Source organism: Ruegeria sp. I1 (genome assembly GCF_056532675.1).
On sequence record NZ_JBQFNM010000007.1, the window covers coordinates 1 to 22,769 of the forward strand.

26 protein-coding genes and 2 pseudogenes are annotated in these 22,769 nt (G+C 56.4%); 15 read left to right on the forward strand and 13 right to left on the reverse strand.

What is annotated here, in order from left to right:
* The 3 genes from ACR0DH_RS13725 to ACR0DH_RS13735 form a co-directional block, all read left to right on the forward strand.
* Positions 1-245: hypothetical protein (locus ACR0DH_RS13725; RefSeq protein WP_480550253.1), on the forward strand; the 245-nt coding region annotated here is incomplete at its 5' end.
* A 76-nt stretch (positions 246-321) separates the two neighbouring features.
* Positions 322-588 (forward strand): hypothetical protein, encoded by a 267-nt coding sequence (locus ACR0DH_RS13730; RefSeq protein WP_480852406.1) that lies wholly within the window; start codon positions 322-324, stop codon positions 586-588.
* A 366-nt stretch (positions 589-954) separates the two neighbouring features.
* Positions 955-1,998 (forward strand): recombinase family protein, encoded by a 1,044-nt coding sequence (locus ACR0DH_RS13735; protein ID WP_480550251.1) that lies wholly within the window; start codon positions 955-957, stop codon positions 1,996-1,998.
* Positions 1,999-2,590: 592 nt separating this feature from the next.
* On the opposite strand, the gene ACR0DH_RS13740 is transcribed toward ACR0DH_RS13735, so the two are convergent.
* Genes ACR0DH_RS13740 through ACR0DH_RS13750 form a run of 3 tightly spaced genes read right to left on the reverse strand, consistent with a single transcriptional unit; the run spans position 2,591 to position 4,888 of the window.
* Positions 2,591-2,968 (reverse strand): nuclear transport factor 2 family protein, encoded by a 378-nt coding sequence (locus tag ACR0DH_RS13740; protein ID WP_480550249.1) that lies wholly within the window; start codon positions 2,966-2,968, stop codon positions 2,591-2,593.
* A 37-nt stretch (positions 2,969-3,005) separates the two neighbouring features.
* Positions 3,006-3,938 (reverse strand): DMT family transporter, encoded by a 933-nt coding sequence (locus ACR0DH_RS13745; RefSeq protein ID WP_480550247.1) that lies wholly within the window; start codon positions 3,936-3,938, stop codon positions 3,006-3,008.
* The gene (locus ACR0DH_RS13750; protein ID WP_480550245.1) at positions 3,938-4,888 is read right to left on the reverse strand and encodes a glutathione S-transferase family protein; all 951 of its coding nucleotides are present in this window, start codon (positions 4,886-4,888) and stop codon (positions 3,938-3,940) included. The genes ACR0DH_RS13745 and ACR0DH_RS13750 overlap by 1 nt, the downstream gene beginning before the upstream one ends.
* Positions 4,889-5,001: 113 nt before the next feature.
* Here ACR0DH_RS13750 and ACR0DH_RS13755 point away from each other — a divergent pair, with 113 nt between their 5' ends.
* The gene (locus ACR0DH_RS13755) at positions 5,002-5,931 is read left to right on the forward strand and encodes a LysR family transcriptional regulator (protein WP_480550243.1); all 930 of its coding nucleotides are present in this window, start codon (positions 5,002-5,004) and stop codon (positions 5,929-5,931) included.
* On the opposite strand, the gene ACR0DH_RS13760 is transcribed toward ACR0DH_RS13755, so the two are convergent.
* Together ACR0DH_RS13760 and ACR0DH_RS13765 are read right to left on the reverse strand one after the other, a co-directional pair.
* On the reverse strand, positions 5,915-6,151 hold the full coding sequence (locus ACR0DH_RS13760; protein ID WP_480550241.1) for a hypothetical protein: 237 nt from the start codon (positions 6,149-6,151) through the stop codon (positions 5,915-5,917). The genes ACR0DH_RS13755 and ACR0DH_RS13760 overlap by 17 nt on opposite strands.
* Positions 6,152-6,159: 8 nt before the next feature.
* Positions 6,160-6,297: pseudogene (locus tag ACR0DH_RS13765) on the reverse strand (integrase core domain-containing protein); the annotation flags it as partial.
* Between ACR0DH_RS13765 and ACR0DH_RS13770 the strand changes: the two are divergent.
* Positions 6,297-6,611, forward strand: a pseudogene (locus ACR0DH_RS13770) (fatty acid desaturase); the annotation flags it as partial. The pseudogenes ACR0DH_RS13765 and ACR0DH_RS13770 sit on opposite strands and share 1 nt — an antisense overlap.
* Here ACR0DH_RS13770 and ACR0DH_RS13775 read toward each other — a convergent pair.
* The 3 genes from ACR0DH_RS13775 to ACR0DH_RS13785 form a co-directional block, all read right to left on the reverse strand.
* Positions 6,603-6,851 (reverse strand): ParB N-terminal domain-containing protein, encoded by a 249-nt coding sequence (locus ACR0DH_RS13775; protein ID WP_480550239.1) that lies wholly within the window; start codon positions 6,849-6,851, stop codon positions 6,603-6,605. The pseudogene ACR0DH_RS13770 and the gene ACR0DH_RS13775 sit on opposite strands and share 9 nt — an antisense overlap.
* A 74-nt stretch (positions 6,852-6,925) precedes the next feature.
* Positions 6,926-7,615, reverse strand: a complete 690-nt coding sequence (locus tag ACR0DH_RS13780; RefSeq protein ID WP_480550237.1) for a hypothetical protein — start codon at positions 7,613-7,615, stop codon at positions 6,926-6,928.
* Positions 7,616-9,903: 2,288 nt separating this feature from the next.
* Positions 9,904-10,503 carry a TetR/AcrR family transcriptional regulator gene (locus ACR0DH_RS13785; protein ID WP_480550235.1) on the reverse strand — a complete coding sequence of 200 codons (600 nt, stop codon included), beginning with the start codon at positions 10,501-10,503 and terminating at the stop codon, positions 9,904-9,906.
* A 302-nt stretch (positions 10,504-10,805) separates the two neighbouring features.
* On the opposite strand from ACR0DH_RS13785, the gene ACR0DH_RS13790 reads away from it, so the two are divergent.
* The 5 genes from ACR0DH_RS13790 (at position 10,806) to ACR0DH_RS13810 (ending at position 14,284) form a co-directional block, all read left to right on the forward strand.
* Positions 10,806-11,567 carry an alpha/beta fold hydrolase gene (locus ACR0DH_RS13790; protein WP_480550233.1) on the forward strand — a complete coding sequence of 254 codons (762 nt, stop codon included), beginning with the start codon at positions 10,806-10,808 and terminating at the stop codon, positions 11,565-11,567.
* A gap of 194 nt (positions 11,568-11,761) precedes the next feature.
* Positions 11,762-12,511, forward strand: a complete 750-nt coding sequence (locus ACR0DH_RS13795; protein ID WP_480550231.1) for an alpha/beta hydrolase family protein — start codon at positions 11,762-11,764, stop codon at positions 12,509-12,511.
* A gap of 19 nt (positions 12,512-12,530) precedes the next feature.
* A complete protein-coding gene (locus ACR0DH_RS13800; protein WP_480550229.1) occupies positions 12,531-13,160 on the forward strand; it encodes a histidine phosphatase family protein in 630 nt (209 codons plus the stop codon).
* The gene (locus tag ACR0DH_RS13805) at positions 13,157-13,888 is read left to right on the forward strand and encodes an alpha/beta fold hydrolase (protein WP_480550227.1); all 732 of its coding nucleotides are present in this window, start codon (positions 13,157-13,159) and stop codon (positions 13,886-13,888) included. The genes ACR0DH_RS13800 and ACR0DH_RS13805 overlap by 4 nt, the downstream gene beginning before the upstream one ends.
* 27 nt (positions 13,889-13,915) lie before the next feature.
* Positions 13,916-14,284, forward strand: a complete 369-nt coding sequence (locus tag ACR0DH_RS13810) for a VOC family protein (protein ID WP_480550225.1) — start codon at positions 13,916-13,918, stop codon at positions 14,282-14,284.
* Positions 14,285-14,331: 47 nt separating this feature from the next.
* On the opposite strand, the gene ACR0DH_RS13815 is transcribed toward ACR0DH_RS13810, so the two are convergent.
* Genes ACR0DH_RS13815 through ACR0DH_RS13830 form a run of 4 tightly spaced genes read right to left on the reverse strand, consistent with a single transcriptional unit; the run spans position 14,332 to position 17,792 of the window.
* On the reverse strand, positions 14,332-15,735 hold the full coding sequence (locus ACR0DH_RS13815) for an amidase family protein (protein ID WP_480550224.1): 1,404 nt from the start codon (positions 15,733-15,735) through the stop codon (positions 14,332-14,334).
* Between the two features lie 42 nt (positions 15,736-15,777).
* Entirely contained in the window at positions 15,778-16,674 is an 897-nt protein-coding gene (locus ACR0DH_RS13820; protein WP_480550222.1) for a helix-turn-helix domain-containing protein, read from the reverse strand.
* Between the two features lie 3 nt (positions 16,675-16,677).
* Positions 16,678-17,340 (reverse strand): CatB-related O-acetyltransferase, encoded by a 663-nt coding sequence (locus tag ACR0DH_RS13825; protein WP_480550220.1) that lies wholly within the window; start codon positions 17,338-17,340, stop codon positions 16,678-16,680.
* Positions 17,341-17,390: 50 nt separating this feature from the next.
* Entirely contained in the window at positions 17,391-17,792 is a 402-nt protein-coding gene (locus ACR0DH_RS13830; protein ID WP_480550218.1) for a nuclear transport factor 2 family protein, read from the reverse strand.
* A gap of 886 nt (positions 17,793-18,678) precedes the next feature.
* Here ACR0DH_RS13830 and ACR0DH_RS13835 point away from each other — a divergent pair.
* Together ACR0DH_RS13835 and ACR0DH_RS13840 are read left to right on the forward strand one after the other, a co-directional pair.
* Positions 18,679-19,185: a GFA family protein gene (locus tag ACR0DH_RS13835; RefSeq protein WP_475220212.1), complete on the forward strand. Its 507-nt coding sequence runs from the start codon at positions 18,679-18,681 to the stop codon at positions 19,183-19,185.
* Positions 19,186-19,234: 49 nt separating this feature from the next.
* Entirely contained in the window at positions 19,235-19,624 is a 390-nt protein-coding gene (locus ACR0DH_RS13840) for a GFA family protein (RefSeq protein ID WP_480814524.1), read from the forward strand.
* Between the two features lie 45 nt (positions 19,625-19,669).
* On the opposite strand, the gene ACR0DH_RS13845 is transcribed toward ACR0DH_RS13840, so the two are convergent.
* Positions 19,670-20,023 (reverse strand): VOC family protein, encoded by a 354-nt coding sequence (locus ACR0DH_RS13845; RefSeq protein WP_480550215.1) that lies wholly within the window; start codon positions 20,021-20,023, stop codon positions 19,670-19,672.
* A 540-nt stretch (positions 20,024-20,563) separates the two neighbouring features.
* On the opposite strand from ACR0DH_RS13845, the gene ACR0DH_RS13850 reads away from it, so the two are divergent.
* The 3 genes from ACR0DH_RS13850 to ACR0DH_RS13860 all read left to right on the forward strand — a co-directional run bounded on the left by ACR0DH_RS13850 (position 20,564) and on the right by ACR0DH_RS13860 (position 22,764).
* Positions 20,564-21,913 carry a site-specific DNA-methyltransferase gene (locus ACR0DH_RS13850; protein ID WP_480550213.1) on the forward strand — a complete coding sequence of 450 codons (1,350 nt, stop codon included), beginning with the start codon at positions 20,564-20,566 and terminating at the stop codon, positions 21,911-21,913.
* Positions 21,906-22,271 (forward strand): DUF5681 domain-containing protein, encoded by a 366-nt coding sequence (locus ACR0DH_RS13855; RefSeq protein ID WP_480550211.1) that lies wholly within the window; start codon positions 21,906-21,908, stop codon positions 22,269-22,271. Before ACR0DH_RS13850 ends, ACR0DH_RS13855 begins: the two co-directional genes overlap by 8 nt.
* Before the next feature lie 88 nt (positions 22,272-22,359).
* Complete coding sequence (locus tag ACR0DH_RS13860) at positions 22,360-22,764, forward strand: DUF5681 domain-containing protein (RefSeq protein WP_480550209.1); 405 nt, start codon at positions 22,360-22,362, stop codon at positions 22,762-22,764.
* Positions 22,765-22,769 lie beyond the last annotated feature (5 nt).

Genomic DNA, 22,769 nt, shown 5'->3' on the forward strand with positions numbered 1-22,769 from the left:
CAATCTCTTCCGGCTTTGGTCGCTTGTTGGCCATGTGTCTCCTCCGTTTTCCTAAACATAGCGGAAGACCACTTCAGTGGGGGAGGATCACACCTCCAACACCCAGCCAAACTTGGAATTCACGCTATGGCATCGGTCGGATCGACGCTGCCAAGGCAATCGAAGAAACACAGCGGCGCATCGGCACTCCCCTAGTCGCCTCTGTGAAAAAGCCGAGAGCCAAGCGGTTGAAGAAAAAAGTCTAGAACCAGAACCACTCGCCTTCGGCAGCTGAAAGTTCTATGCTTTATGCGAATGAGGCGCTAGCGGGTAGTAGGATTCATGGGAGGTTTAAAAATTCAGGTAAACCGGTACAGCAAAATAAGCGGGATTGCCGAAGCCAGTCTCGAAAAGCTGGAACCAAACAGGCTGAGGGCAATAATTAAAGTTAATGTCCTAGGCTATGTTCCTGACAATGTGGAGGTGCGTCAAAGGATTGACAATGAAATGTTCACCGCCGAGTTCAATTCAAACCTTCTGGGTCAACTTGAAAGAGATGATCAAGTCATATCAGTCGCCGTTTCTGAGAAACTTGACATCATCAAATAGGTTTCTTCTGGCAAACACTAGTTGAGATGGTCCCCACTGCTCGTCTTTGTTTACACTTCATGCCGTCATTGAGAGTATTTCAGCGAGCCAATTTCCCAATTCATTGGTCAGTAAAAGTGATGGGTCCCGTTATCGTTACGGTCATACGCGGCCCAGAGCCGACCTTGAGCGACGGCGTCCGATGCTGCGATTGCAGCCCGCTTTCCGGACGTTCGCTGCGAAAGCAAAATACACGCAGGTCGAATTAGCGAAACGCGATCAAATCTGCCGTTGAAACGCAGCATAGCAAAGTCCGCCTTCGAACCTGGAGTTCGAATACGGAGATGTTGTTTCAAAAGATTGATTGAAACTGTCTGCTAATCCGAAATGAAGGTTCTCGATGTGAAAGAGCAGGCGGAGGCACTGGGGCTTCGGTCCCGGAGACGGGAACGCCCGGGTGGACGCGTGACAGGTGGTAAGTTCTTTGACCGCGGACACATCCATCATTTGCTCGGCAATCCGATCTATGCTGGCCGTATCCGACACAAGGGTCAGGTTTATAAGGGGCAGCATCCTGCCATCATCGACCCGGTAGTGTGGGAGCGGGTGCAGCAGCTGCTGAAAGATGGCGCAGTAAGGGAGCGCGGCGTTAAGCAGAAAGCAAAGCGATCAGCACTGGCCGGAAAGCTCTATGATGAGACCGGAGATCGGCTGACGCCCAGCCATAGTCGCAAAAATGGAAAGCGGTTGGGGTACTATATCTCTGGTCGTCTTGTGACGGATCGCAGTCAGAAGCATCCTGATGCGTGGCGGCTGCCGGCAGAGCAGCTTGAATGCCTCTTAGCTGAAGTGGTCAGACAACATCTGAGCCGACCGCACGAAGTGACATCTTTGGTTCGTGATATGTCAGCGGTCGAAATTGCTTCAGCAGCGGAGCGTCTCAGAGATTGCCAGTCCGTCAGGACATGCCTCGGCCTGATTGCGCGGGCAGATCTGCGACAGGGGTCCCTGAATGTGCAGCTGGATCTCCAGGCACTGGCCGGGATGATCGAGTGCAGGGCGGATCAGGTTGATGCCGAGGAGCTAACGATCGAAGCTCCATTCCAGATGCGCCGCAGAGGTGTGGAGCTGAAACTACATCTTGGCAATGCACCGCCTGAAATCGATCGAACACTTGTCCGCAACATCATCAAGGCGCGCCATTGGTTGGCGATGATAATAGATGGCAGAACGTTCTCAGAAATCGCGGAAGAAGAGGGCACGTCAAAACGCCGAGTGCAGGACGTTATCGATCTCGCCATGCTGGCGCCCGATGTTCTGGATGCCATCGCTGCTGGCGAACAACCTGATGGCCTGACCACGGATTACCTGATCAAGTCGGGCTTTCCGGCGATCTGGTCAGAACAGCACAAGCAGTTCGCTGCGCTCTGATTTACAGACTCTCCCAAAGTCACCAAACTCGTACCGTCGGAATCGTGAACTGAGACTGCGGCCGGAAATCGGCTATTGTTGCGCTCACCTTCGCGTCTCAGCTCAAATCATCAAGAACTAAGTCACTGAAAATTAGACACAATCTGCGACCGATTAGTCAGTGTGTGATTTAATGGAAAACCATGGCTGTGCACGCAGTTTCGAGCTATCCAATCTCGCGCAGAATTCCCTGTTAACAGGGAAAATACAGGGAAAACTCATAGATTTGGGTCAATTTCGGCGTATTGGAGCTCGAAGTTACTCGTAAAAACAGTCTCTTGTGTGGAATTTCCTTAGATCGGTTAACAGGGAATTTTTTTTCTTACGATCAGGGAATTTCTTGAGGCCAACAGGGAAGAAGAAAGGGGGAACGGGTCAATTATAAACTGATCTGAATGTCGGAAGCAGACACTCCTAAAAATGTAGCGAAGGGCTGCTAAGAGCCCATTCCAACTTATTCTGCGGAAGGTACGAACGACGACAGCATTCTGATTGCCGCCATACGTTTTGCTTTGCACAGCGAGCCTGTGAAGCCCAATGTCGTTCACAGCATTTAGAGCTCTGAGATATCCACAAAGACCCGATAGTCTGCGATCTTGCCATCACGAACGCCAAGATGTGCAGCGAATGGCACCTCATGCTCTGACTGGTCATGCCGCGTGTAATGAACCGTGCCGTCACAGATCGCGGTATCGCCGCTAGACCAAACACGGCTGATGGTGTGACGCATTGCCTTAATCGTCGTAAAGAACGCGGCGTTGCTGTCTTTGACGACCTCGCGACCCGTGATCGGCTCAAAGTTCCCGAGTTGAAACTTCACATCGTCAGTTACATGGTCGACGACACCTTGGGCATTCAACGCGTCAACGGCTGTGTAAAGCGAGGTGATCAGCGGCGAGTATTCGGAGGTGTTCTTGGCTGTTCGTATCATTGGGTTTTCCTTCCCTTGAGTGAGTGGGATGTCAGATTCAATCCGGACAGCGGCGTGCGCTAGCGGCAAACCAGGCACGTGGAGTGGACAAATGACCGTTTGTAATTGCCAAACCGGCGAAGATTAGGACGAGTGCTGCGACAAAGGCTGGCGAGATGGTTTCCCCAAAGGTGATCGCGCCAAAGAAGATGCCGGAAAGCGTCGCGAAGTACCCGACCTGAGAGAACTCCACGCCATCCGTGCGCCTCTGAACTTCGAAGGTCAGTGCGTAACTGATTGCAGTGATCAAGCCGACCCCGCCAATCGCGGCAAAGGCTTTGGGTTCAATCGATGAACTTTCAGTCAGTTGCCCAGTCATTACAAGTCCCGCGCCAATCATGACCAGTTGGAGAAAGAGCGTTCCGGCCGCGAGTGTCATTGGGTCTGCACCGCTCGGGTAGGCTCGGCTGCGGAATACATTGCCCGATGCAAGGACCAAAGGTCCGGCAAGGGCAAGAATGATCCAGACTGGTTCGACGTTCGACGTATCCAAGCCGCGCAAGGTGGCAAGGCTGATCCCAGTGAGGCCGACCAGAATTCCTAAAAGACGATGAACTGGCAACATTCGCCGCTCAGCTATCGCCGTAATTGCAAAGGTGAACATCGGGGAAAGCGTCACCAGCGCCGCGTAGAACCCGGTCGTGACATGCCCAAGGACAACGTATCCGATCAGGCCCGGAAGGCTTATGCCGAGCAACCCTGCGCCTAGATAGTAGACCATGAAACGCGGGGCTGTTGGCGGTGCGGTGCGTTTGGCAAGGAGCACGCCAAACAAAACAGCACTGGCCACGAACACTTGCCAAAACAGCGCGACATGAGGCGGCACCCCTGCCAAGGCCACGAACTTGGACAGCATAAAGCTCACACCGACAAGGACTCCAATGAGAATGATCAGGACAGTAGGCGGCGCGGATCGAACGAAGCTAGGCATCACGCGGCTCCTTTCATGGAGGCTGCAAGCGCATAGAGCGACATTGGTCCGATTGGGATAATCCCGCTCGGGTTGATGTGCCGATGGCTCTTGAAATAGTGCGCGCGAATGTGCGGCAGATCGACGGTGTCCGCTACGCCTGGGAGTGAAGCGATCTCAGCCAGGTAGCAAGAGAGTGCGGGATAATCGGCAATGCGGGCACGGTCGATCTTGAAGTGGGTCACATAGACCGGATCGAAGCGCAGCAAGGTCGGGAACAGCTTGAGGTCGACCTCGGTGAGCTGATTGCCCGCCAGAAACGTTCGATCCGCAAGTAGGCGCTCCAGATCGTCCAGGGTGTCGAATACTCGAGTGACAGCATCGCAATAAGCATCCTGGCTTGTCGCGAAGCCGGCGCGATAGACGCCGTTTCGAAACGGCTCTTGGATCAGATCGGCCATACGATCGATTTCTGGACGAAGCCCTTCGGGGTAAAGATCGGGGCCAGTTGGATCCGGGAACGCCTGGTTGAGCATCCGCATGATGTCAGCGGACTCTGTGCTGACGATCTTGCCGCTGTCACGGTCGAACAAAACGGGCACTGTGATGGCACCGGTGTAATCAGGGGCGGCGCGCTGATAGATTTCGTAAAGATACCGGGCACGGGGTACACCATGTGCCGGATCGAAAGCCTGCTGGTCGATCACCCAGCCGTTTTCGGAGGAGATTGGATCCATCCAGGTGATGCTGATGGCATCCCGTAGGCCTTTGAGCGACAGCACCAGATCGACGCCGTGACACCAAGGGCAGGCCTTGGACAAATAAAGGTGATACCGGCCTTGCTCTGCTGGAAACTCCGCATTCTTGTCGTTCTCAATCCAGCTACGGAACCGGCTCGGCTGTCGCTCGAAGCGTCCATCTGTTTGAGTTGGCTTGTCGCGTAGAATTCCGTTGATCAGCATCTTGGCCATTGGTCTCTCCGATATCTGTCGTGTTGAGCGAGAGGTAAGTGGTTTCCAGAAGCGTGATAATTGGCTATCTGGAATACACATAGGTGAGAAAAAGTTGACCAAAGGAGCCAACCATGACCGAGATTGGCGCGATACCTGTGTTTGTCGCCGTGGCTGAGAATGGTAGCTTTGCCGCCGCTGCGCGAAAGCTGGGCATCACGAAATCCGCTGTGAGCAAACGCGTTGGCGGGCTCGAGGCCCATCTCGGCGCGCAGCTCTTCCACCGCTCAACTCGCAGCATCTCTCTGACGGAAGCCGGAGAGATTTATCTGGCGCATGCCATCCAAGCGCTCGGATCAGCGCAAGAAGCCGAAGACGCGGTTGCTGCGTTGCAAGGAGACCCGATCGGGCACCTCAAAGTCAGCGCACCGATGTCATTCGGTCAACTCCATGTCGCCCCTGCGATACCGGAGTTTCTTCGCCTGCACCTTGGTATCACCTTGGAATTGTCGATGGATGACCGATTTGTTGACCTGGTAGACTCGGGCATGGACCTGGCTCTGCGCGCGGGCTCTCTGCCTGACTCCGCACTTATTGCGCGCAAACTTGCTCCTATTCACAGCGTGATTGTAGCCGCTCCCGCGTATCTGGATCGCGCCGGTGCACCTCTTCATCCCCAGGACCTCATGGATCATGACTGCTTGCACTACGCCTATTCCCGCGATCCCCTGGAATGGAAGTTCATCGGCGATGATGGTGAGATCGCGGTCCGGACCAAGGGCCGGTTTCGAGTTAACAACAGCGAGGCGCTCTGCACCACGTTGGTCGCCGGTCTCGGAATAGGCCGCCTTCCAACCTTCATCGCCGGCGCCCACTTGGCCGTGGGACGGCTTCAACGGGTGTTGCCGGACTTCTTGATGCCCGAACAGGCGCTCTACGCGGTTTTTCCTGAACGCCAGCATGTTCCGGCAAAGGTAAGGGCTTTCGTCGAGTACTTTGCCAACTATGTGGGGAAGAAGACGCCTTACTGGGATAATGAGGCCGGGGTTACTTCGGAGAGCTAACCAACCCGCGCACGAACATGTCGATCGCTTCATTGCGCATGCCGTTATGACGCTTTGCAGGAATGCTGAACAACCCTTTGTGCAAGATCATTCCGTCGGTCAGAGCGGCGATAGCACGACCAAGCTGCTTGGCGTCCGCGTTCCCTCGAATTTGTTCCACTTCTTGCAGGTGCTTGATCTGACCGGTGTAGTGATGAGCAGCCTCATCTGACTGATCCAAGTTGATTGTTAGTGCATCATCGGCCTGTGATCCATCGGGATGATGGTTTCGGGCGCTGGCGGGCGATAGCCCAGAGCACTGTGGGGGCGTTTTGTGTTGTAGTGTCTCCTCCATTGTTCGATCAGGATTTGTGCTTCACGCAAGCTGGGATCGGGAAGAGGGCTGGACTCTTCAGAACGCCGCATTCTATGGCAGTTCTCACTATGCCCTGCCAGGCATCCTGCGTTGGTTCTCTGGCAACATCGGTGTTCACCATGTTCACCACCTCGCCAGCCGCATACCGTTTTATCGGCTAAACGAGGTTTTGCGTGACCACGCTGAGTTGGAGAATTGCCAGCGTATTACTCTATATGAGAGCTTTCATTGTGCACGATTGCATCTTTGGGACGAAAAAAGTCAGCGCCTGCTGACATTTTCCGAGGCTTTATCGAACGCCAATTCCAACAAGTATTTAGTGTAATCTGGCGCGCACCAGATAGGCTTCGACCGTATCACCGCCCAAGGCGCGAATGGCCTCTAATCGGTGAAGGCCTTCAATCAGCACAAACCTCTTGTTGTCCAAGCGTATCTGGATCGGGGTCTTCTGGCCGTTCTTCAGGATATCTTCGGCCAGCGTCAGGACTTTTTGCTGATCAAGCGTTTTCGCCCGTTTCACAGGTACATAGATCAGGTCGAGCGGGTATGGTTTTTTCTCCAACATAAGCTACGTGAGCAACCTTTCGTGCATTTGTTCCGGTTCAGAGCTCGCTTCAAAAGCGGGGGCTGGAACGTACGTCATAGAACCAAACTAACAGCGCCGCGCAGTTCCTGATGCATAATCCAAGTTGCTGGCTCATCGTCACTTTCGATGTGAGAAAATGCCAGGACCTGCGCAGCGCCATCATTCTGTGCCGATCCGGCTTCGGGAAGTTCGAGTTCCAGATATTCTGCAATCAATAGTCCGATTTTCTTGAAGACCTTTATGGAAGCCTCGCGCGATTTGTAACCGGCGGCCTGAGACAGGTGACCAATGGTCAATCCGTCTTTGCCTGCGATTGTAAGTGCTTTGAGCAATGTGACCTGCGCAGGGGTGAGCCTGATCTGGCGCAATGCCTCGGCATATTCTCTTTCACTGGGAACGAGAGTGCCGGAGTTGCCCTCCAAACGGCGTTGACCGCTACGCTTCCTGTCTCGTTCTTCGAGAATTTCTTTTAAGGCTTCAATGGCCAATGCTGGTGTTTCTCCAACTGCATCGGCAATCATTGCCTGCGTTTTAGCTGGCGGCTTGGGAAATGCCCGTGCAACACTATTGCCGCTCAGAACACCAGCCTTAATCAAGTACTTTCCAAATTCTTCCTCAATTACTCCTGATACGTCAGCGTTCCGCGTCTTACGAACACTGCGGTCCTGAAATGCTCTTTGTTCCAGGCCACGAGCTGACATCTTTGAGTCCGGGAGGGTTACCTGAGGGGTATTTTTACGCATCAGAGAAACACCACTACAATTATCGCCGCAACAAACACCGCCGACGCCACAGATATTTTAATCCCATTTGACCGGCGACGAGCCTTTTCGGCTTTGAGGCTCTTACCCAGGTTTTCATCAATCGAGTTATGGTTCACGGCTTGGTCCTTCCGGATATGTCGGGCGATATTGGTTTCCATCAACCTATTGTCGCGGCACATTTTCGGTGCACGTATCGTTCTGTCGTGAGAACGGCCGATTGCATTCCCAACCATCACCTCTTCGATTTAAGTGAGCATTTGAAGGGACAAGGATCGCAACGCACCTGTCCCGGTTTGCGCGAAAACCACGCTCGCATTTCCATCCGGAAAAAGTCTCAGGTGCAAGATATGCATCCTGTGGAATTGCTATAGTTTTACAGCCGCTACCTGCTGCCCTGTAACCTCTGAGGCATTCCCAACCATCTGAGCTTCTTTTGTCGCTCAGACGACCGTTTTCTGGGATCTCTATCGCAACACAATCCTGGTTCTCCTTACGAAATCCCCAGTTGCAGTGTATTTCCTGCACGCCAAACCGGGTTTCGACGTACCCATTTTGAGGCGAAATCACTTCTTCACATTCTTCTCCAACACGCTGGAAAAGCCGATTGCACTCCCACTGATCTCCGGTTGACGCAAGATAGGCATTTTCAGGAACTCTTATTTCCTCACAGAGTTCTCCGACATTCTGGAAACCGTGATTGCATTCCCAGCCGCTGCCATAGGAGCTACCCGTCAAATATGCGTTTTCCGGTAAGTCTAATCTTTGGCAGGATCCGTTCCGGGTTTCGAAACCTTGGTCACAAACCGATCCACCGGCATTGCTTGCAACTTGGGCAGGAAGCGGGGTTCCTGTGAGCAACATCGTGAGTGACGGGATCAAACAAAGAATGCAGCGCACAAACACGATGAATGACTGATTGAAACGGAGCCTGAGAGCTGATCTATCGGGCATCAAGCACGCAAATCATGAGCCATGTGCTATTCATACGGCGCCTTCTTTGATGGGTCACGCGATGACTGGTGCATGTCAGGTGACAGTTGCGAATGCATGTGAGGAACGAGCTCACAGCGAAGACCCCGGCGAAACCCGTTCCTATGCTGGGGCACATGCTACAGTTACTCTGAAGGCCATTGGATCATCGAAGCCGGCAGCATCGCGGCGACGAGTAATTTTCACCAATGCACTTTTGTGGTTCTTAGCCGGCATAGAGTCAAGGAGGTTTCCCTGATCGCAATGGTAGCACCGCTAGAGCTAGTAGTTTTGAAACTGCCGGTGACCAATTTGCCTGGCGAACCACCGAAAGAAATTATCTGTCGTTGTGGGGGTTTGGGACCAGACCAGCAGCGAACAGAAGTTTTATTCCGCATCGCTCTTGTCGGGCCTGAGTGCGGTGAAAGAGCGGTACGCGATCAAAGTTCCTCGTGGCTATGAATGACTGTCTTGATGTCATCACCAGCAACGCAGCGACATTCGTGCCGCTCCTGCGAACTGATGCTGCGCATGCACTCGCGGCGCGAGTGAAAGGCGTGTCTGATGCGTTTCTCGGGAATTGCAAAGTCCAATTTTGAATGTCCGCTGCGGGCTAGAGACCGGACAGCAGCAACCATTGAGCCTATGGCGGCTTCGTCCCGCGTCTTACCAGTTCGCGGTCGATAATGCGGATGGTAGCGATTTCCGACATCGCGCCTTCGTGCGTCGAGCGGCGAAGGGGCCTGGAGAGCCCAGAGTACAGAATGCTGCGGTGTGCACCGACGGCTGAGAAGCCGAGCAGAGCTGCCGTTCAAAGCGACAGGTGAGTTTGTCCCGTGATGGATGGAAGCGGTTTGGTTTTAGTTTAAGTGGCTTGCGAGTAGCCGGGTATTGCATATGCTCATGTTTCGATCGCGCGAACTCGCGCATTGTCGGGTGGTCTTCGGTCCTGAACGTCAATCGGCCGGGAAAACGGCCCTTTACGATTGGCGCTCTTGCCGCGACCCATTGCACGCCTGTCTCCAATTCAAGCCGTTTGCAGTGTAAGCTGCTCCACTAAACTGTCCTTGCTTTAACGTTAGCCTATCTTCCGAATGAGGAGACTGACGATGAAGAGCAGCCGTTGTAGCGAAGAAAGGTGCGATCCGGTCAATGCGCGCCCAATACCTGTCGATGGGCCCGCGATCTTCAAGCTGGCTCATTCTGGCAGTTTTGGGGTGCAGCGGCCATTGGCTCACGGTTCGGGGTCTTTGGCTTGCAAAGCCAGCTTGACCAATCCCGAACGACCTCTTCGCGGACTACGATGCGTCCGACCGCTCGCGACGTAGCTCCATGTCGATTTGCTCGGAAACAAGCTCCGTTACAAGCTCTTTGGTCAGAGGCGCGTGGCCAATGGTCATGATCCCCATCAACCCATCGAAAAGGGCCGAGATTCGCCAAGCAGCGTGTTGGGAATTGACACTACCCACTGCCTTAGCTCCGATGGATCGGTCGAGCATTTCCATAATCGCGGCGTGCCATTGAACATGGCCGTCCTGAACAATCGCTGCCAGATCGGGGTCGCGGCGCGCTTCTTCGATGGCGTCCAGCCAAAGTCTCCAGAACCGCAGGTCAGGATCAGAGGTCATCCAGTCGATGAAGCGCTCAAACGCGCGGTCTGTTGGGCAGTCAGACAGGGCCTGGCGCAACGCGGTGATCTCCTGATGGATGAACGTCTTGACGACTTCTGCGCGCAGCTCTCCCCATGTCTTGAAATAATGGTGCAGCAGCCCTGATCCGACGCCCAGATGACGCGTGACATCCCGGGTGGCTGTCCCGGCAAGGCCCTTTTCCAGGATGATGGCGCGCGCGCCTTCGACGATTTGCGACCGCCGTTCCGGCCCTGACAATCGACTCATGTCCGCCCCCCTTGACATCTATCCGGTTATTGAGCAAGCGCTCAAAACGATGAGAAGCATGATGGCAAATGAAGTCAAGATCGCCGTCGAGTTAGACGGCGCTACCAACTTGGCCGCCGCTGCGGCGGTCCAAGGTCGGGTGGTGCTCCATAGGTTGCCAAAAGCAAACCCAAGATTTGGTGCGCGCGCGCATTGGGCGGGGTCTGTTTTGGCCACAGACGTTGCAGATGACGCACAGAGGGCCAGCCGCAGCGGGCGCCTTGGTGCAAGGCAGGGCGCGCGCGCTGATGCTTGGAGAGACCATGACCAATAGCGAAGATGTTCTTAGGGACGCAAACAGCCTGTGGATACACGGCGCGGGTCTGGCGGGCGAAACCTGGCGTGACCTCACCTCCGATCTTCCGCGCGCGCAAACGCCGGATTTGCCCGGGCATGGCGATGCCGATGCGGTTTCGCCGCCAACGGTCGAACGCTTCGCAGACACGCTATTGCCACGTGTTGAAGACAACATGGTGCTGATCGGGCACTCCCTTGGTGGCATGGTTGCGCTGGAATTGCTCGCGCGGACGGTACTGCGCCCAAGGGCGCTGGTTTTGGTGGAATCGGTGCCGACCGTCACCGACCGCTGGATCGGACGTGCCGGACCTCGTTTGGCGCGCCCCTTTCTGCAACACCTTCCAAGGTCCTGGCTCAATCTGATGAGCGGCGCCGGTCAGTCCCCTCTTGCGGCGAAAGAGGCGCGCCGCTTCCTGTCCCGAATGCCGCGTGATCGTATCCTCGACGCCTTCGATGCGGCCCGGATGTATGACGGGCGCCGCCACCTCGCGCAGGTCAAGGTCCCGACCCTTGTCATCGTCGGCAGCGAGAACAGGGCCACACATCGTGGGGCGCGACTAAGCGCCGACAGGATCGCGGGTGCCGAGTTTGAGATCCTTACCGGCGGACACTTTCTGCATATAGACAACCCTTACGGGCTCCGGCGGTCTATCTCGGCGTTCCTGGCGCGTACTTCGCACAGTGTGGGCCCAACCGACACACCCCCAAATATTCGAGGCCTTCCATGAAACGTAAAGAGCGGTCTGCTCTCGCAATTCTCATTGCTGTGGCCGTCGCCGTCTTCGTCGCGATCACGCAAGGCCATTGACCTTTCGTCGCCCAAACCGTCGCAAAAGCACGAACGGGAAAGCGGCGCTTGCGAAAAGCCCTCATGCGTCGCGCGTGTCGAACACACGAGATTAGAATAAGACAAGGCAACACCATGAATCTCTCTCTTTTCCGTCGCCGAGCGGGCGTCTCGCGGCTGGTTTCCGCTATCGCGCTCTTGCTTGCGGCCCCAAGCGGTCACGCCCTTGCACAAACCGTCTTGCACACCCTGCCCGAACAGATCAGCGCCGATACCCGTTACGTTCTCTATGTCCATGGGCGTATCATCGAAACCGAAGGCCCTGAGGCCGTTTCGGAACGATTCGGGCCTTACGATTTCAGGGGCATCACCGAGGCGCTGGCCGCGCGCGGCCACGTCGTGATCGCGGAGCTGCGCGAACCTGGCGGGTTGGAATATATCGATACAATTGTCGACCATGTGCGCACTTTGCAGGGGTCCGGCGTCCCAAGCGAAAACATCACGGTCGTCGGGTTCAGCAAGGGCGGTTACATGACGCTCAGCGCGGCGCGGGCGTTGCGCGATCCGGAGGTCAACTATGCGATCCTCGCCGGTTGCATCGCCGAGGCGATCGCGGGTGATGACCTGTCCGCCGACGGTCTCGACGGTCGTTTGCTGTCCATGGCCGATAGCGCCGATGACCTCGGCTTCCCCTGCACCCCGATTTTCGAGCGCAATACACAGCTTTCCAGTCCGATCTCCATCGTCTTCCACGAAGGCACCGGACACGGGCTCTTCTACGGCGCCGATCCGGTTTGGCTCACGCCGCTCATGGACTGGATCGACGTGGGCACGTCGGTCGGCAGCGCGCCCGACGGGCTGGTGGATGCGGAGCGCACAAACTAAGTGATTGTCGGAACCTGCCATGACGAAATGCGCGAGATATTTGACCCACCCGCAGGTGGTCATTGACCCGAGGGTTCCGATCCCGCGATGGGGTTTGTCGCAGAGCGGCCTTGCCCGTGTGGAACGCCTTGCGCGGGCGCAACCTTGGCCAAACACAACGCGCATCGTCTCAAGCACGGAAAGGAAGGCGATTGAAACCGCAGTGTGTTTGGCCGCGGCTTGGCAGGTTCCGATGGAGGTCAGACCGAAGATGCACGAGAACGACCGCTCAGCGACGGGCCACCTTTCTCCTGCCGCGTTCGAGGCCGCGGCAGACTGCTTCTTTGCCAAACCAGAGGCCAGCGTCTCCGGTTGGGAAACCGCCAAAGCGGCACAGGCGCGGATCCTGAGCGAGGCTTTGGACTACGTTTGGCATCATCTCGACGGGGATGTGCTGTTTGTCGGTCATGGGGCGGTGGGCACGTTGCTCTATTGTGCGTTGGCCGGGCGTCCGATCGACCGGCGATACGACCAGCCCCCAGGCGGCGGAAACTGGTTTTCGTTCGACATCGAGAACCGGCAGGTCAACCACCATTGGCGCGCTATGGAAGACGCCATTGGCACCGAGCATCCGGCGGACCGCACCCTCCAAAAGGCGGTGCACGCATGAGCACGGCGCTTCACTGGACCAAACGCGGAGAGGGTCCGCCGCTTTTGCTTCTGCACGGGTTCACCGGGGTTGGCACCGACTGGGACGCGGTCTTCGGAGACGTGCCCACCGGCTACACCCATCTGATGCCGGATTTGCCGGGCCACGGCGCATCCCCGCCCCTCGACGAGTTCACCTTTCGTGAGGCCGCGCGGATGGTGGCGGACGATCTGCAGGACATGGGAATTGGGACGCTTCCTGCGATGGGCATGAGCGGTGGTGGCCAGGTCTTTCTGCACCTTGCAACAGGGGTGCCGGAACTGATTACTGGCGCCGTCCTCATCAGCACGGCCGCCTACTTTCCTGCAACAGCGCGCGCCCTGATGAAGCAAGCGACAGCTGATGCGCAATCGGATGACGCCTGGGCCGAGATGCGCTCAAAACACCCCGGCGGAGATGCTCAGGTGCGGACCTTGTTCGAAACGGCGCACGGCTTTCACGCAAGCTACGGCGATGTCGCGTTCACGCCTGACCTTCTGGCACGCGTCTCTGGCCCTTGCCTTGTGGTGCACGGGGATGCGGACCCGCTTTATCCCGTGACGAGCGCGATGGAGCTTTACACGGGCTTGACCAATGCCAGCCTGTGGGTCCTGCCCGGAGCCGGGCATTGTCCGGTTTTCGGGGACCAAGCGAAGCCGTTCGCCGAGGTCGCGCTCCAATTTCTGGCGGATGTGGAACACCGCCGATGAGACTCTCCATCCGAAAGGGACTTCACAATGATTGGCTATGTAACACTCGGCACCAACGTCCTTGAAAAGGCTGGTACGTTCTACGACACGCTTTTGGCACTGTTCGGAGCGAAGCGTGCCTACACGCTTGAACGTATGATCGCCTGGAGCAGCGATCCAACCCAACCCATGTTGGTTGTCACGCACCCGAGCGATGGCAATCCAGCACAGCCGGGCAACGGGGTCATGGTCGCGTTGATCTGTCGCGACGCCGATCATGTACGCAGCGTCCACGCGAAGGCGCTGGATCTGGGGGCAGAAAACGCTGGTTCACCGGAGTCTTTTGGCGAACAGTTCTTCGGGGGCTACTTTCGAGACCTTGACGGCAATAAGGTCTGCGTTTTCGTTATGGCCTAGGGCATTGTGGCCTGGCGCATCGCCGGGCCACGCCCCGTTTTCAACGATTACCGTAGTGCGCTTTGGACGCGAGTGGCCAAGTCCAGCAATCTCCGATCTTTGCCGGGTTTGCCGATCAGCTGCGCCCCGATGGGTAGGCCGTTACGATCCCGGCCGACCGGCATTGTGACCACCGGCCAGCCGAGAACGGTGAGTGGCAGGGTAAAATGGGTCAGAGCGTCGAAATAGCCCATCGGCCCGGCTTGCGTGTCGAACACGGTCTCATATGTCCGAACCCCGCCTTGATCTCGGAGCGGCGCGATATGCCTGAACGCGCAGATCGGGGTCACGGGCAAAAGCAATGCGTCGAAGTCCGACCAACGCCGTTCGGCATCAGCGCGCAAGGCGGCAAGCCGATCCAGGTTGTCCCGATACCGCTCTGTGTGGCGGCGGTAGCCCTTGTGGACATGCGAGACAAATCCCGGTGATGCCTCGGCGGCGCGTCGATCCCGCCGCATCAACCAACGGATCAAACCCGGGATCAGCGCCCCGGTCATATGCCCGATCATCTCGCCGCCGAGCTGGTGGACGGACGGGTCCAAGAGGGCCTGCAAGTCGTCGCCGGAGATCTCAATGCCGTCACCGGGCAGGGTTTGGGTCAGGGTCTGCCAGCCATCACGCGTGTCCGCATCGCAGCGGGGTTTTGCCCCGAGCCGCCAAATGGCAATGCGGGCCGCGCCGGTATCGTCGCTTGCGGGGCCAACCTCGGCTTCGAGCTTGTCCCAGACAAAGGCCAGGTCCTGCGCTGACGCCGCGGTCAGGCCAATCCGCGCGAAATGGCTGAGGCGCTGCGCCCCGGGGAGCAGCCCGTCATTTTGCCAGAACCCTTCAGTTGGCACATAGGAGCATACCCCACACCACGCGGCCGGGATGCGGAGCGACCCGGACAGATCCGCGCCAATGTCGAGCGGGCTCATCCCGCTGGCAACCGCTGCCGCGCCGCCGCCTGTGCTGCCGCCGGAGGTGAATTGCAGATCATGCGGGTTGCATGTCGGCCCACGCCGGGCGTTGCCGGTCTGAAAGTCCATGGCATTCGGTGGCAGGGCGGTTTTGCCCGTGACCACCGCGCCAAGATCGGACAGGCGGGCAACCAGCGATGCGGATGTCCCGTCGGGCCGTTTCGAGGGTTTTTCGAGCCCGAAGGATCGCGGCCATCCGGCAACCGCCACCTGGTCCTTCACCGTGACCGGCAATCCATTCAGCGGACCTGTGACGATGGCCGGACAGGTTTCCTTGCGCAGCTCAAAAGCGTTGACCGAAGGCTCGGTACGGTCGCGCCGCTCTTTCAGATCGTCATAGATCCGGCGCCGTTCGACAGGGTCCGCAAGGGCGCGGACGGTGTCTTCAAGCGACGGGCGCGGTGTATTGGCCAGCAAGTCGCTACCAGCGTCGATTTTCTTTTGCGGCGTCATGTGTCTACCCTCAGGATTCGTGGTGTCCCGATGGTATCTGCGTCACGCGGCTTGCGTTTTTCCGATCGTGCCTTTTGCGATGGGCAAATAGATCAGCGCCGACAGTTGGTCTGGCGCGGTCTCCGGGGTGGGGCTCAGATAGGTCTCAAACATCCACCCAGGGCGAAACCTGGCACCCAACTGGTCGAACCCGGCGCACACGCAGCGGTTCCATGTCAGATGCAGCGCGGTGAACGGGCCGTAATGCGGGAACACCGCATAAGACCCGGCCTCCAGCCTGTTCCAGCTCAAGGACCATACCAGATTCGCCCGTTCGGGCAGGATGGCGCCGTAGAAAGCTCTTGCGTTGAGGTCGCGGAAGCCCGTGGGCGCTTTGCGAAACGCAGTCGAGAGCATGGCCTGTCTGCCATCCAGCTCTTCCAGCAAGTCTGCAAACTCCCAGTGGATTTGCGCCGGGTCCTCGAAGAACCGTCCGTCGCGAACGCCTTGTGTCTCCCGAGCGCAGAGCCAACTGCCGGGGATTGTGACCTCGTCCCAATGCACGCGGATGCTGCGGGACGTCAGAGACAGAAGATACGGACGTGCGGGTAGGTCAGAGCGACGCGACAGCTTGCCAGTTGCCCGAAACTGCTGCGGGCTGGTCCCGAAATGACTGCTGAACGCGCGGGTCAGGGCGGCGTGGGTTTGGAACCCGGCGTCAAGCGCAATGTCGATCACCCGTTGCTCGGTGTCTCGCAGAAGTAGGGCCGCGCGTTCCATCCTGCGCGCCCGAATGTAGCCCGCAACGGTCTCTCCGGTTACGGCTGCGAATTGCCGTTGGAAATGGTGCTGCGCCATCCCCGCCATCCGCGCCAGCATCGCAGTGCGCCACGGCGCCGCTAGGTCCGCTTCGATGCGGGTGCACACATCGGAGATGCGCAAAGACGGGGCGCGTGGCATGGGTCAATCCGTTCTCGGAGCGCTTGCAGCAAGCGATGCGACATCACCCGCTTCCAGGGCTGGAAGGGCCGCTTCGATGGCCGCCTTCGGCCAATCCCACCAGCGCAGGTCCAGCAGGGTTTCGATGTCCTTATCGGTGAACCGCATGCGGAAGACCTCGGCGGTGTTGCCCCCGACGACCGCATAATCGGGAACGGTCCCCCGGACAACAGCATTGGCCGCGACAATGACGCCATTGCCCAGTTTGGCTCCAGGCAGCAGAACCGCGCCACGTCCGATCCAGCAATCATGGCCAACACTCGTATCGCGGCCCCGGGGTAGGCTGGAGCGATAGCTGCCAAAGCGGGGCGGATCGAACACTGCGAACGGATAGGTGGAAATCCCGGCCATCGGGTGGTTTGCCGTGGCTGTGATGAACTCCACACCTTCGGCAATCTGGCAGAAGCGCCCGATTTCCAAACGTTCGGGGGCACCGGGAAACAGGTAGGGGGCAAGCGTTTCGGCATAGTTTTCCGGCAACCGTCTGTCGTTGTAATAGGTCCAATCCCCAATCTCGATGTTCGGGTGATCGATGACCTGATTCAGGAACACGGTGGCCGGGTCGTGTGTCCCATCGGGGAGGATGAGCGGGTTGCGCAGCGTTGGATCGGGGAGAGCGAAAGGCATTGTGTGCGTTCCTTTTGGGGTGTTGGCCTCGGTCGGTCAGCCGAGGGGTCTCAAGCGGGTGTTGGCTGGTTCAATAGTGTTGCTGTTTCGACCGCCGGTATGTCCCAAATCTCGGCGATCTTACCGTCGACCACGCGCCAGACCACCACCACGTCGAATTCGATTGCCGACGCCCCGTCGCCAAGCCGATTGCGGCTTTGCACCACGACAAGCTCGTCACCCACGGCCCAGGCGCCTTTGGGGTGGATGGAAAAATGTCCGCCGCCAAAACCGCGCACATTGCTGAAGAACGCCTGGATGCCCGCAATCCCTTCATAGGAGCCCGCCAGGTCCGGCGCTTGGGGGTTGAAGAAGTGCCAGATGACGCCCGGATGAAACGCGTCCGAGTTCAAGACAATGTCTGTCGTGTCGATGCTGGAAATCAGGTCGATGTTGGGGTGTTCGCTTTGCATGTTTGGCCTTTCCCTGCAGCGTCCGCCGAGGAGAAACACATGTATCTAGCCTTCCCCGTTCCTTCGGTCCTGAAAGGTCGTTCTTCCATGTCCCAGTGGCCGGGGTTGGTAGAGAGGCGGACAGTGCCTCGTATCTTGCAGCAACGTGTTGAGCAAGTGCTCAATTGAGCGGGTGTTCAACAATTCTCTTCTGATCGCAGGCCCCCACGGCACCCGTTCTTGAAAGCCGACGGACCCCGACTCTTGAAACGCCCATGCGTCTGGTTTCGTTTTGCCTGGATCTGAGGTTGACTGCACCCCCAGCCGTTGGATGAAGACTGCTTCCTCACTATGCTCGATCCCCTTCTCGCGGCAAATCTACTGGCTCATGATTAGGGGGCCAAGACAGTGTGCAATTCAAAGTGAAGGTCCGGAAAGCGCGCAAAAGCAGCCTCTTACACAGCCGCAGCGAATGAGCCCTTTGTCCCGCGACTCGGACATAGCGCCATTCTTCACCAGCGTCTGCTCTTAATAGAAGCAGTCATTCACCTTTGAATTTTGAAAATCTTACCGTGAATGTCGGCTACTCGGACCTAACCAGTCACCTGAGAAAAAGACTCAGATGACCGAGTCGAGCCCAATATTTGCAGGATGCTGCACCCTGTACCAATGTCCGCTCCCTGGGCCGAGGCCAAAAACGTGACAAAATCAAACCGAGTTTTGCCAAGGGTTTGTGGCGCAATATTTTTCAATGATAACGGCCGCATCTCCGCGGGTGTCAAAAACGACCGTTTTTGACACTCGGGCCGTAGCGACGCAAACGCTTGAATTGTGGTAGGGCTGCCGGTTCAGTCACAGAAGCCAAGTCGGCGCAGACAAACTTGCCGTGCGATGATAACTTCAATGGATGACACAAGAAGACGTTTCCAAGCTTGGCGGCTGCATGTGCGGCGCGGTCAGGTATGAGGTTTCCGCCGAACCATATTATGTGGCCGTTTGCTCCTGCACCTTCTGTCAACGGCTCACTGGCTCCGACTACAATGTCGAGAGCATGTTTCGGGAGCATCAATTTCGCCTGACCGAAGGCCAAACCAAGAAGTACACCTACATATCCGATGGCAGCGGACAACAAGTTCACATTCATTTCTGCGGAGACTGTGGCACCTCGATGTTTCTGAGGCCAGACAGGTTTCCAGATTGCGTGGGCGTCTTCTCGGGCTCATTCGATGACCCGAACTGGTTTCGCCGCGATCCCGAAACGGTTGGGTATTTTTTCACCTCCGAAGCCCCGCGCGGGATGCTCATTCCAGCAGGGTTTAATGCCTATTCAGGCCATGCAAAGGCGCTTGATGGGTCGATGAACGAAGCCACACGTCATGCGGAGACATTCATGGTGGGACGGCCAGAACGCTGAGGCGTTTCGGGGCGCGCGGTTCGTACCACTGTTGTCATTGGGGGTTGGTATGCCGGATACATTTCTTGGAGGCTGCAAATGCGGGTTGGTCCGATACTCAGGCATGCGTGCGGACGCACCGATGTTTCGCTGCCATTGCCGTGATTGCCAACAACTCACAGGCTCGGGTCACTCAGAAATGGTGCCATTGATCCGGGAAAGCTTTGAGATCAGTGACGCCTGCAAAACGTATGAAATGACCGGAGGATCGGGTAGATCGACGTATAGCGGATTTTGCCCAAACTGCGGGTCGCAACTAACCCGGCGCAGCGAAAGAATGGAAGACCGGATATATGTGCATGCGGGATCACTGGATGACCCGTCGAAATATGCTCCGGAAAAATCGATCTACTCTGACGCGGCACAATGCTGGGACGGTACAGTTGTCGAAAGCGATTGATCCTGGCTCGCTTATGATTTCGTTCCTGTGCGCACCAGAATCCCTCTAGAAGCCGACAAGTTCAGCGACGGTTCCACCGGGCAAGCGGAAGTGCACCCAATGGCGACCGTCTTCCGACTGGATGTCGGTAATCTGTTCAACGCCAATCCGAGTCAACCGCTCCCAGGTTGTTTTGAAATCCGGAACGGAGAATCCGACGACGGGGCCAGTTGTAAAGAAGCTGTGGAAATCGTTGCCGTGGCTGTAAGCCTCCAAACGCGTCCCGTCTGACAGAAAATACCCGACCTGATCCGAGGATGAATCTGTTGGAACCATTTCGAGACCCTCTTCAAAAATCTCGCGTAAGGAGTCCAGATCAGTCGAACGAAATCCGACGAAACCGACTTTTTCAACGGGCATCGCTCCCTCCAAAAAATGCAACTCAAAGCCTACATCAATCACTTTTCTAGGACGAGGTATTCCACGGTCAGATCACATAAGCTGCCATTGGCGCAAGTGCAGCGAATTGGCACTTTAGTCCGCATAGTGGCAATTGCAAATCTCTGTGAGGAAGTTCGGCTTTGGATCCTTCTAGATCGTTTGATGGGCTCTGATATTTGTAGCTCGATTCTAGCAGTAACAATGCTTTTTGAACGAGAGTGTATCGGGTTCAAGTTGGGATTTTCGACGTGCTGAACCTCTTCGGTTTGCCTGGAGTTCGACTTAGATGCATCGGTGGATATTGAATCTTTCACAGCGATAGTTACATTGATCTTAACTACAAAATGGCCGGAATGATCTTGACGTTGTCTGAGATTGAACCGGGACAGCGCCCGGCTGAAACAAGTGCCCAGACATATATCACGTTAGAATGCGCTTACGTGGACCCGAAGTGAAAACCGGGGCCGCATTGTATCTGACGTTTTGAATTCGGCTCCGCTTAAGTGAGGAGCCAGATCATTGACTGCGCTGAAGATAGTTTATCAATCTCCCAAGACGCTGAAGCCGCGGGACAGGAATCCCCGAACGCATTCGAAAAGCCAGATTCGGCAGGTGATGCGCTCGATCGAGCACTTTGGGTTTACCAATCCTGTTCTTGTTGATGAGGATAATCGGCTCATCGCGGGGCATGGCCGTGTCGAGGTGGCCAAACATATGGGTCTGGAGCAAGTCCCAACGATTTGTCTGTCACGCATGAGCGAAGAAGACATTCGTGCTTATGTCATCGCGGATAACAAGCTTGCCGAAAATGCGGGCTGGGATGCTGGTCTTCTGGCGCTGGAATTCCAGTACCTCGATGAGTTGGAAATCCCGTTTGACCTTACACTCACCGGTTTCGAGTTGCCTGAAATCGATCTGAGAATTCAGTCGCTGAGATCGGATGGTGAAGAAGGGCAGGATCCATTGGATCAGGTTCCGATCCCGGTTGGGAATTCACCGGTAACCCGCGGGGGTGATATCTGGCACATTGGCCCTCATCGCCTGATCTGTGGAGACAGCACCGACGCGGAGACCTATGCTGCCTTGCTTGGGTCGGAGCGTGCGCAGATGGTTTTTACAGATCCCCCTTACAACGTCCCCATAAAGGGACATGTTTCGGGCTTGGGCTCGGTACAGCATCGAGAGTTTGCCATGGCGTCCGGTGAAATGTCGCCAGAAGACTTTCAGAGTTTTTTGACATCTGTATTCCAACACCTTGCCTCTTATAGTGAAGACGGTTCCATTCACTTTCAGTGCATGGACTGGCGTCATATGCGTGAAATCCTCGGGGCAGGGGAGGTGGCTTACTCGGAGCTTAAACATCTGTGCGTCTGGTCTAAGACAAATGGTGGGATGGGATCGCTATACCGGTCACAGCATGAATTGGTGTTTGTATTCAAATCGGGGACCGGCAAACACATCAACAATGTCGAGCTGGGAAAGAATGGCAGGAACCGGACAAATGTCTGGACCTATGCCGGGGCCAATAGCTTTGGTGAAGGGCAGGGCGACCTTGAGATGCACCCCACCGTTAAGCCCGTGGCCTTGGTGAGGGATGCCATTCTGGACTGCTCGCATCGCGGCGGGTTGGTGTTGGACCCTTTCTGTGGTTCTGGATCCACGCTTATCGCGGCTGAGCAATCGGGTCGGCGCGGATATGGGATCGAGCTTGATCCAGCCTATTGTGACGTGATCCTTCGCCGCCTGACGGATACATTCGGCCTGATCCCGCGTCTTGGTGAAGACGGGCCGACATTTCAGGCGGTAGCGGCAGAACGCGAAAGTGAAAGCGTCACTGCGGCGGCACAGCAAGAGGTGGCCAATGTCTGACAAAAACTACGAAGTTGGCTACGGTTGTCCTCCTCGGGATACTCAGTTCCAAAAGGGACAATCCGGAAACCCGAAGGGTAGGCCCCGGAAAGAGGGGTCCGTTGAACTAGATCTGGATCAGGTCCTAGATCAGCAGGTCAGAGTTCAGTCGCCAGGTGGCAGCAAAAACATGGATACGCGCGAAGCCGCTCTGCGGGTGCAGGTTGAGAAAGCGCTTAAGGGAAACATCCAGGCGGCAAAGCACGTGCTAAAGCAGTTTGAAAAATATGATGCCATAAAGCCCCCGCGATCGAAGATACAAACGGGTGTGGTGATCGCACGTATGGCCCATGTGAAAGAACATAAGAACGGCACCTGATGGCTATGTCACCGTTCAAAGACTGGGCGCATGCCGCGAGGTGCAAAGTGTGACCAAGCCCGCAATTAACGTATCAGGAAACTAGCCTATGACCGATGGTACTGACCCGCTTGAGGAGTTCGATCCTCTTTATCCCAATAGGTTCCAAAAAGGAAAATCTGGCAATCCCAAGGGAAGACCGCGGGGCGCGAAAGGGATGAAGTTTATTGTCCAGAAAGTTGCGCATGAAACGCATGTCATAACTGAAAACGGTGAACGCAAGCGCGTCTCAACCGTTCAACTATTGCTAAAGATGATTCAGCGCGAAGCTCTAAAGGGCAACTTGAAAGCCAAAGTTCTACTTGACGAACTGCAAGAAAAATACAGCCCGCAGGAAGCCGACAATGCGGGCTACGGCTGTCTTGTTGTGCCTGAAGGTTGCACGCTGGAGACCACGCTGCTCAGGGTTGAAGACGTTGAGGACGATGAAGAACCCTGGCGCCGTCTAACATAGGCAGC

Coding starts and splice junctions, on each gene's coding strand:
- ACR0DH_RS13730 (WP_480852406.1), top strand. CDS start 322: ATGGGAGGTTTAAAAATTCAGGTAAACCGGTACAGCAAAATAAGCGGG.
- ACR0DH_RS13735 (WP_480550251.1), top strand. CDS start 955: ATGAAGGTTCTCGATGTGAAAGAGCAGGCGGAGGCACTGGGGCTTCGG.
- ACR0DH_RS13740 (WP_480550249.1), bottom strand. CDS start 2,968: ATGATACGAACAGCCAAGAACACCTCCGAATACTCGCCGCTGATCACC.
- ACR0DH_RS13745 (WP_480550247.1), bottom strand. CDS start 3,938: ATGCCTAGCTTCGTTCGATCCGCGCCGCCTACTGTCCTGATCATTCTC.
- ACR0DH_RS13750 (WP_480550245.1), bottom strand. CDS start 4,888: ATGGCCAAGATGCTGATCAACGGAATTCTACGCGACAAGCCAACTCAA.
- ACR0DH_RS13755 (WP_480550243.1), top strand. CDS start 5,002: ATGACCGAGATTGGCGCGATACCTGTGTTTGTCGCCGTGGCTGAGAAT.
- ACR0DH_RS13775 (WP_480550239.1), bottom strand. CDS start 6,851: ATGTTGGAGAAAAAACCATACCCGCTCGACCTGATCTATGTACCTGTG.
- ACR0DH_RS13780 (WP_480550237.1), bottom strand. CDS start 7,615: ATGCGTAAAAATACCCCTCAGGTAACCCTCCCGGACTCAAAGATGTCA.
- ACR0DH_RS13785 (WP_480550235.1), bottom strand. CDS start 10,503: ATGAGTCGATTGTCAGGGCCGGAACGGCGGTCGCAAATCGTCGAAGGC.
- ACR0DH_RS13790 (WP_480550233.1), top strand. CDS start 10,806: ATGACCAATAGCGAAGATGTTCTTAGGGACGCAAACAGCCTGTGGATA.
- ACR0DH_RS13795 (WP_480550231.1), top strand. CDS start 11,762: ATGAATCTCTCTCTTTTCCGTCGCCGAGCGGGCGTCTCGCGGCTGGTT.
- ACR0DH_RS13800 (WP_480550229.1), top strand. CDS start 12,531: ATGACGAAATGCGCGAGATATTTGACCCACCCGCAGGTGGTCATTGAC.
- ACR0DH_RS13805 (WP_480550227.1), top strand. CDS start 13,157: ATGAGCACGGCGCTTCACTGGACCAAACGCGGAGAGGGTCCGCCGCTT.
- ACR0DH_RS13810 (WP_480550225.1), top strand. CDS start 13,916: ATGATTGGCTATGTAACACTCGGCACCAACGTCCTTGAAAAGGCTGGT.
- ACR0DH_RS13815 (WP_480550224.1), bottom strand. CDS start 15,735: ATGACGCCGCAAAAGAAAATCGACGCTGGTAGCGACTTGCTGGCCAAT.
- ACR0DH_RS13820 (WP_480550222.1), bottom strand. CDS start 16,674: ATGCCACGCGCCCCGTCTTTGCGCATCTCCGATGTGTGCACCCGCATC.
- ACR0DH_RS13825 (WP_480550220.1), bottom strand. CDS start 17,340: ATGCCTTTCGCTCTCCCCGATCCAACGCTGCGCAACCCGCTCATCCTC.
- ACR0DH_RS13830 (WP_480550218.1), bottom strand. CDS start 17,792: ATGCAAAGCGAACACCCCAACATCGACCTGATTTCCAGCATCGACACG.
- ACR0DH_RS13835 (WP_475220212.1), top strand. CDS start 18,679: ATGACACAAGAAGACGTTTCCAAGCTTGGCGGCTGCATGTGCGGCGCG.
- ACR0DH_RS13840 (WP_480814524.1), top strand. CDS start 19,235: ATGCCGGATACATTTCTTGGAGGCTGCAAATGCGGGTTGGTCCGATAC.
- ACR0DH_RS13845 (WP_480550215.1), bottom strand. CDS start 20,023: ATGCCCGTTGAAAAAGTCGGTTTCGTCGGATTTCGTTCGACTGATCTG.
- ACR0DH_RS13855 (WP_480550211.1), top strand. CDS start 21,906: ATGTCTGACAAAAACTACGAAGTTGGCTACGGTTGTCCTCCTCGGGAT.
- ACR0DH_RS13860 (WP_480550209.1), top strand. CDS start 22,360: ATGACCGATGGTACTGACCCGCTTGAGGAGTTCGATCCTCTTTATCCC.